5 protein-coding genes and 2 pseudogenes are annotated in these 6,097 nt (G+C 46.9%); all 7 read left to right on the forward strand.

Annotation, left to right across the window (positions count from 1 at the left end; all coding sequences use genetic code 11):
• Window positions 1-339 (forward strand): annotated as a pseudogene (locus tag KEM39_RS12055) (hypothetical protein); the annotation flags it as partial.
• A gap of 225 nt (window positions 340-564) precedes the next feature.
• Entirely contained in the window at window positions 565-993 is a 429-nt protein-coding gene (locus KEM39_RS12060) for a factor H binding protein domain-containing protein (RefSeq protein ID WP_418030134.1), read from the forward strand.
• 240 nt (window positions 994-1,233) lie between these two features.
• Window positions 1,234-1,464 (forward strand): annotated as a pseudogene (locus tag KEM39_RS12065) (hypothetical protein); the annotation flags it as partial.
• A gap of 6 nt (window positions 1,465-1,470) precedes the next feature.
• Window positions 1,471-2,694 (forward strand): surface lipoprotein assembly modifier, encoded by a 1,224-nt coding sequence (locus KEM39_RS08930; protein WP_418030136.1) that lies wholly within the window; start codon window positions 1,471-1,473, stop codon window positions 2,692-2,694.
• Between the two features lie 178 nt (window positions 2,695-2,872).
• Window positions 2,873-3,244 (forward strand): 30S ribosomal protein S12, encoded by a 372-nt coding sequence (gene rpsL, locus KEM39_RS08935; RefSeq protein ID WP_002218431.1) that lies wholly within the window; start codon window positions 2,873-2,875, stop codon window positions 3,242-3,244.
• A gap of 117 nt (window positions 3,245-3,361) precedes the next feature.
• Window positions 3,362-3,832: a 30S ribosomal protein S7 gene (gene rpsG, locus KEM39_RS08940; RefSeq protein ID WP_002242159.1), complete on the forward strand. Its 471-nt coding sequence runs from the start codon at window positions 3,362-3,364 to the stop codon at window positions 3,830-3,832.
• An 18-nt stretch (window positions 3,833-3,850) separates the two neighbouring features.
• Entirely contained in the window at window positions 3,851-5,956 is a 2,106-nt protein-coding gene (gene fusA, locus KEM39_RS08945) for an elongation factor G (RefSeq protein ID WP_118792931.1), read from the forward strand.
• Window positions 5,957-6,097: the final 141 nt, after the last annotated feature.

The raw sequence follows: 6,097 nt of genomic DNA on the forward strand, positions 1-6,097 counted from the left end.
CCGAAAGACAACGCAGGCACGGGTAGCAACTCCGGTCAGCCAAGCGTTTCAGAACAACTGAAAGACAATGCAAATGTTGATACGAAAGATGAAAAAGTTATTGAATATCTGGAGAAATCATCATTAAAAGATGTACCAAAAGAATTGCAAGCCAAAGTATTAGAGGTTAAAGGTGATGAATATACAGGAGTGCGAAAACAATATGCAGGTAAGCTCGGTAAGGGTGAATCCGTCAAAGCAATGCTATTTCTAGACGACGAAGAGCTGTTTAGTAAGAAGCAACTTCAGAAGATGGATGTATATGTTAATGGTAAAAAATACGAAGGTAGTAAGGGGGGCGAGCTAGATGTTCTCCCCAAAGGTTTGAGTGAGCAAAAGATTGAGCTTTACGGTGCGGATAAAGAACAGAATTATGCGCTATTAAAAACTTGGGTTTATGAGCAGCCGTATTCTGTGGTTAGAGGCTATTTTGGCTACGCTCTAAAAGACGGTAATCCTATAAGAGAGAATGGACAAAATCCTGAAGAGATTCCATTTGACTTTGCTCTGGACGACATTAGAGGCGTGGCAACAGATGAAGACAAATTACCCAAGGCTGGGAGCTTTCAATATGAAGGTCGGGCATTTGGCGGTAATAGGGTTTTATCCAAAGAATCGTTAGATAACCATAATGGCGTATTTAGATACACAATTGATTTTGATCATAGAAAAGGCTCTGGTTCAATTGAAGGAATGGAACAATATGGCAAAATTGAATTAAAAGAAGCTGCTATTGAGAAAATCGCTTATGTAAGGGGCAACACCAGCTTGGGGTTGAAAGACCAGGTTTCTTATTTTGGCGTGAACGAAGGAGTGGCTACGTCAGAGAAGGATAATGAGATTAAAAAGTATCATTTGGGTATTTTTGGCGAAGCGGCTAATGAAGTAGCAGGTGCTGTAAGCCAAGAGCATAAATATCAAGCTGTTATCGGTTTCGGCGGCGAGAAGAAATAGAGAAAGCACTATTTCTATTTAGTGCCGTTTGTCCGGGCAAGATGCCGTCTGAAGTTTCAGACGGCATTTTCTTCAAAAAACAGTCCACCAAATCGAATACTGCCAAGCGGCAATGCAATACCTCAAAACAGCAATAATTTTTTTTCAAAACAGTTGATTCTTACTGAACATAAATGGCCGGGCAATACGAAAAGAGAAATGGCGTTGCTGGGCATTTTATTTGAATTTGTTATGAAATTGATGAAATCTAAAAATATCTTTTTTATGGGATACCTAATCGCTTCGGCGGTGTTTGCCGAGGATATCGGCGTGCCTGTCGAACTGATTAACGTCGGTAGTCGGGCTGCGATGCCGTCTGAAGGGGAAAGCCTCGCCCTCCTGCCGTTTGCCGAGGATGTGCCGCCGGTTCGCGATGCAATGCCGTCTGAAGCTCCTAAAAGCGCGGCAGGCGGCGATGTTCGAGGCGACCGAATGGGAATGCAGATTAACCGGGCATTGTTGGCGCGCGACTGGGCGGCACTGAAACGCCTGTTGGCCCAATATGCCGAACAACCGCAATATGATGCGGTGCTGTACCGTTATGCCCTCGGCGCGTTATACCGTAGCGAGATGCGGCAGGGCGAGGCGGCCGATCTATACCGTGAGTTGTTGTCGGAAAGGCCCGATCTTGTTTATCCCCGTTTTGATTTGGGCGTGATGCTGTTTGAAGACAAACAATATCGTGAGGCATTGGTTCAGTTGCACCGGGTCGAGGAGGCGTTGCCGCCAGATATGCGGCAGCTTGCACGGGAATATATCCGTCAGGCGGAAGCGGTGCAGGCGTGGCATCCTTCGTTCAATATGAATTACGAACAAACAGATAATGTAAACAATGCTTCCCCTTCACGGGACATCGTCCTCAACGGCCGGAAATGGACAAAATCGGAAGACAGCCTGCCCAAACGCGCCAACGGGATAAGGTACGAACTGGGTGTTGACCGGATGTTTAACATTGCAGGCAATCACTTTGCCCGCTTAGGCATCAGCGGTTCCGGTGTGCATTATTGGAATGCCCGGGATTTTAGCGAACAGGCGTTTCATGCCGAAGCAGGCTACCGTTATCGGAATAGCCGTCTAGAGTGGGGATTCCGGCCCTTTGTCGAACAAAACCGGCTGGGCAATAACCGTTATACGGCAAATACGGGTATTGCGTTGGATTACAGCCACCGTCTGAATGAAAAATGGCGCAGCAACCAATCTTTCCAGTACGGCCGCAAACAATACCATAACGAATATTTGGCAAAACGTTACAACAGTAAAACGATTTCAGTCAGCAGTACGTTCGGCTATTATGCTATGCCGGCTTGGCAGTTGTACGGAGGCATTAGCGGTATGTTTGATAATACTGTGGAGAAAGAGCAGGCTTCACGGCGTTATGGTGTAAGTTTGGGTACGGTGAAAATATTAGACGGCGGTCTTGGACTGAAGTTGGGTATAGGTTACACGAAACGGATATTTAAAGCCCCTGCAACATTAATTTACAATTTTACCCGGCGTGATGATGAATATCGGATGAGTGCGGCTTTATGGCATAAAAAACTGTCGTGGAAAGGATTTACACCCCAAATAAATTTCCGTTACAACAAGATCAACAGCAATATGCCCGCCTTTTATTCGCGCAGCGGCAAGGAATGGTTTGTCAGTATAGAAAAAACGTATTGACGGTATTTTCTTCAGTCGTCCGACTGATTGTGAGGGATGTCGGTAAATATTTATCGGCAAACAAGAAAATCATCTTTCTTCTTGTCGTTATGCTTGACTGTATGCTTGCAATAAAAATATAATTCCACTCTTGCCGACATGGTGTCGGCAAGTATTTAACTCAACAGGACGAGAAAATATGCCAACTATCAACCAATTGGTACGCAAAGGCCGTCAAAAGCCCGTGTACGTGAACAAAGTGCCTGCGCTGGAAGCCTGCCCGCAAAAACGCGGCGTGTGCACCCGTGTATACACAACTACCCCTAAAAAACCTAACTCTGCATTGCGTAAAGTATGTAAAGTTCGCCTGACCAACGGTTTTGAAGTCATTTCATACATCGGCGGTGAAGGCCACAACCTGCAAGAGCACAGCGTCGTATTGATTCGCGGCGGTCGTGTAAAAGACTTGCCGGGTGTGCGTTACCACACTGTACGCGGTTCTTTGGATACTGCAGGTGTTAAAGACCGTAAACAAGCCCGTTCCAAATACGGTGCTAAGCGTCCTAAATAATTACCGGGACTCAAATAGGCACGTCGGCCGCCTAAGCTGAACAACGGCCGAGTAAGTGAATACTCAATTGGGTATTCATGGGAATTGACCCAACTGAATAGATTAAAGGAAATTAAAATGCCAAGACGTAGAGAAGTCCCTAAGCGCGACGTATTGCCAGATCCTAAATTCGGCAGCGTTGAGCTGACTAAATTCATGAACGTATTGATGATTGACGGTAAAAAATCTGTTGCAGAGCGTATCGTTTACGGTGCGCTGGAGCAAATTGAGAAAAAAACCGGCAAAGCAGCAATCGAAGTATTTAACGAAGCCATTGCAAACGCCAAACCTATCGTGGAAGTGAAAAGCCGCCGTGTAGGTGGTGCAAACTACCAAGTTCCTGTTGAAGTTCGTCCTTCACGCCGTTTGGCTTTGGCAATGCGTTGGGTTCGTGATGCGGCCCGCAAACGTGGTGAGAAATCTATGGACCTGCGTTTGGCAGGCGAATTGATTGATGCGGCTGAAGGCCGTGGCGGTGCGTTGAAAAAACGTGAAGAAGTACACCGCATGGCTGAAGCCAACAAAGCATTCTCTCACTTCCGTTTCTAATCTTGAAAGGCTAATAAAATGGCTCGTAAGACCCCGATCAGCCTGTACCGTAACATCGGTATTTCCGCCCATATTGATGCGGGTAAAACCACTACTACAGAACGTATTTTGTTCTATACCGGTTTGACTCACAAATTGGGCGAGGTACATGATGGCGCGGCTACTACCGACTACATGGAACAAGAGCAAGAGCGTGGTATTACCATTACCTCTGCTGCCGTAACTTCCTACTGGTCCGGTATGGCGAAACAATTCCCTGAACACCGCTTCAACATCATCGATACCCCAGGACACGTTGACTTTACCGTAGAGGTAGAGCGTTCTATGCGTGTATTGGACGGCGCGGTAATGGTTTACTGCGCGGTGGGTGGTGTTCAACCTCAATCTGAAACCGTATGGCGGCAAGCCAACAAATACCAAGTACCACGCTTGGCATTTGTAAACAAAATGGACCGTCAAGGTGCCAACTTCTTCCGCGTTGTCGAGCAAATGAAAACCCGTTTGCGCGCAAACCCTGTACCTATCGTAATCCCAGTTGGTGCAGAAGACAGTTTCACCGGTGTTGTTGATCTGCTGAAAATGAAATCCATCATTTGGAATGAGGCCGATAAAGGTACGACCTTTACTTATGGCGACATTCCCGCCGAATTGGTTGAAACTGCCGAGGAATGGCGTCAAAACATGATTGAAGCCGCAGCAGAAGCCAGCGAAGAATTGATGGACAAATACTTGGGTGGCGATGAGCTAACCGAGGAAGAAATCGTAGGCGCGTTGCGTCAACGTACTTTGGCAGGCGAAATTCAGCCTATGCTGTGTGGTTCTGCATTTAAAAACAAAGGTGTTCAACGTATGTTGGACGCAGTTGTAGAATTGCTGCCAGCTCCTACCGATATTCCTCCGGTTCAAGGTGTTAATCCTAACACTGAAGAAGCCGACAGCCGTCAAGCCAGCGATGAAGAGAAATTCTCTGCATTGGCATTCAAAATGTTGAACGACAAATACGTCGGTCAGTTGACCTTTATCCGCGTTTACTCAGGCGTAGTAAAATCCGGCGATACCGTACTGAACTCTGTAAAAGGCACTCGCGAACGTATCGGTCGTTTGGTGCAAATGACTGCCGCAGACCGTACTGAAATCGAAGAAGTGCGCGCCGGTGACATCGCAGCCGCTATCGGTCTGAAAGACGTTACTACCGGTGAAACCTTGTGTGCGGAAAGCGCGCCGATTATCTTGGAACGCATGGAATTCCCCGAACCGGTAATCCATATTGCCGTTGAGCCGAAAACCAAAGCCGACCAAGAGAAAATGGGTATCGCCCTGAACCGTCTGGCTAAAGAAGACCCTTCTTTCCGTGTCCGCACAGACGAAGAGTCCGGTCAAACCATTATTTCCGGTATGGGTGAGCTGCACTTGGAAATTATTGTTGACCGTATGAAGCGCGAATTCGGTGTGGAAGCAAATATCGGTGCGCCTCAAGTGGCTTACCGTGAAACTATCCGCAAAGCCGTTAAAGCTGAATACAAACATGCAAAACAATCCGGTGGTAAAGGTCAATACGGTCACGTTGTGATTGAAATGGAACCTATGGAACCGGGTGGTGAAGGTTACGAGTTTATCGATGAAATTAAAGGTGGTGTGATTCCTCGCGAATTTATTCCGTCTGTCGATAAAGGTATCCGCGATACGTTGCCTAACGGTATCGTTGCCGGCTATCCTGTAGTTGACGTACGTATCCGTCTGGTATTCGGTTCTTACCATGATGTCGACTCTTCCCAATTGGCATTTGAATTGGCTGCTTCTCAAGCGTTTAAAGAAGGTATGCGTCAAGCATCTCCTGCCCTGCTTGAGCCAATCATGGCAGTTGAAGTGGAAACCCCGGAAGAATACATGGGCGACGTAATGGGCGACTTGAACCGCCGTCGCGGTGTTGTATTGGGTATGGATGATGACGGTATTGGCGGTAAAAAAGTCCGTGCCGAAGTACCTCTGGCAGAAATGTTCGGTTACTCGACCGACCTGCGTTCTGCAACCCAAGGCCGCGCTACTTACTCTATGGAGTTCAAGAAATATTCTGAAGCTCCTGCCCACATAGCTGCTGCTGTAACTGAAGCCCGTAAAGGCTAATCAGGCAAATAGGCCGTCTGAAAGGCTGAAATGATTTTTCAGACGGCATTGTTCTTTAATCGATCTTTAATGTAAAGGAATTAGCTCATGGCTAAGGAAAAATTCGAACGTAGCAAACCGCACGTAAACGTTGGCACCATC

This window comes from Neisseria sp. Marseille-Q1983 (assembly GCF_018224585.1).
Lineage (GTDB): Bacteria > Pseudomonadota > Gammaproteobacteria > Burkholderiales > Neisseriaceae > Neisseria > Neisseria polysaccharea.

Coding starts and splice junctions, on each gene's coding strand:
- fusA (WP_118792931.1), top strand. CDS start 3,851: ATGGCTCGTAAGACCCCGATCAGCCTGTACCGTAACATCGGTATTTCC.
- rpsG (WP_002242159.1), top strand. CDS start 3,362: ATGCCAAGACGTAGAGAAGTCCCTAAGCGCGACGTATTGCCAGATCCT.
- KEM39_RS08930 (WP_418030136.1), top strand. CDS start 1,471: ATGCAGATTAACCGGGCATTGTTGGCGCGCGACTGGGCGGCACTGAAA.
- rpsL (WP_002218431.1), top strand. CDS start 2,873: ATGCCAACTATCAACCAATTGGTACGCAAAGGCCGTCAAAAGCCCGTG.